2 tRNA genes, 1 rRNA gene and 1 pseudogene are annotated in these 1,602 nt (G+C 28.3%); 1 reads left to right on the plus strand and 3 read right to left on the minus strand.

What is annotated here, in order from left to right:
- Nucleotides 1-846 precede the first annotated feature (846 nt).
- Nucleotides 847-1,048: pseudogene (locus I2E83_RS18105) on the plus strand (IS30 family transposase); the annotation flags it as partial.
- A 149-nt stretch (nt 1,049-1,197) separates the two neighbouring features.
- On the opposite strand, the gene I2E83_RS17890 reads toward I2E83_RS18105, so the two are convergent.
- From I2E83_RS17890 to rrf, 3 genes are all read right to left on the minus strand, one after another.
- A tRNA-Ala gene (locus tag I2E83_RS17890) sits at nt 1,198-1,273 on the minus strand.
- Between the two features lie 5 nt (nt 1,274-1,278).
- Nucleotides 1,279-1,355, minus strand: a tRNA-Ile gene (locus tag I2E83_RS17895).
- A gap of 5 nt (nt 1,356-1,360) precedes the next feature.
- Nucleotides 1,361-1,477: ribosomal RNA gene (rrf, locus tag I2E83_RS17900) — 5S ribosomal RNA — on the minus strand.
- Nucleotides 1,478-1,602: the final 125 nt, after the last annotated feature.

The following is a 1,602-nucleotide window of genomic DNA, read 5'->3' on the forward strand; positions in this document are numbered from 1 at the left end:
CTCAATAAAAAGTTTAATCTCTTCGCTCAAATTACTTTGAGTCTTAATTTTAAGACGTCTAAAAGAATTGCTGGTTTATTTTACTTAACTTATTTTCTGTTCAATTTTCAAAGACCATTTTCTTCATCGCTCTCAAGCGACTTTCTTATCTTATCATTTGTTTCATTACTTGTCAACAACTTTTTTCAAAGTTTTTTTGACTTGTTTCGTCACATCCCTTAGCGACGAGATTTATCTTAACATGTAAATGCAACCAAGTTTTAAACATTTATATTATTCTAATTAAATTATTCTTATTTTCCTTCTATTTTCTATATATATCTATCATTTTCTATTGATGATACGCCTGGCAATGTTATTATCAATTTTACATTTTATAATATTATTTTCTCTATTATTATTTTATATATACGTAATTTAAAATAATATTTTTTTGCAATGAGATATAATCATTTTTAATTTATTACTATTAAAATAATCTATCTATATTAAAATATATATTTAAATATTACTTTTAAGTATCATATAATTATAAATTTAATTTTAATAGCCACTTTTAATTTATGATACAATGACTTGTTGTAAAATGAAATTTAACTAATTGAAAACAAAAAAATCTATAATGGATTATATATGTTATTATTTAATCTCAAAATTAAATTCAAAACGTAAGATAATCGATATAGATCATAAAATTTACAATACAGAATCGAGTAAAAATAAATACTTAAATTTCTAAGAGCTATTTACTATTCAAATTCTTATTAATTATACCTTTAAACATATAAAATAGTAAAAAAATTATATAGGCCTATAAACAATATTATCAATAAAATATGTAATGGAACTAATACTAAGGTATATTTTGCTCATACTTTTTCATCTTTTGAAATAGAATCTAATGAGCGTTACAATAATATAATGCACCATCTCAAAATCAAAACTTATATCTGATTCTTCTTCTTCTGATATTTCCTTCATAGAACATTGGATGCACACTCTTCCAAGGATAATCCTTAACTATAAAATTCCTGAAGAGTTATTTTAAATACATCTAGATAAGATATATGCAATCTAAGAGACCATAGGTGCCTGAGTCGCAAACATAAACTAGTTCAATTTATTATTAAAATATATATTTATAATTTTATTATAAATATATATAATAAAAAAAGCTACGAATTACTTCGTAGCTTTTGGTGGAGGTAAAGGGATTCGAACCCTTGACCCCTTGCGTGCAAGGCAAGTGCTCTCCCAACTGAGCTATACCCCCAAATATGGTGGACCTTCAGGGACTCGAACCCCGGGCCGACCGGTTATGAGCCGGTTGCTCTAACCAACTGAGCTAAAGATCCATATAACCTGGCAACGTTCTACTCTCCCACACAGTCTCCCATGCAGTACCATCGACGCTGTAGAGCTTAACTTTCCTGTTCGGAATGGAAAGGAGTGTTTCCTCTACGCCATCATCACCAGATTTCAGAGTGTTCTCTGAAAATTGCACATGAATTAATTTTAAGCCTGTTTTTTATTGGTCAAGCCCTCGACCTATTAGTATCAGTCAGCTAAATATGTTACCACACTTACACCTCTGACCTATCA

This window comes from Clostridium sp. D46t1_190503_E9, from assembly GCF_015555225.1.
Lineage (GTDB): Bacteria > Bacillota > Clostridia > Clostridiales > Clostridiaceae > Clostridium.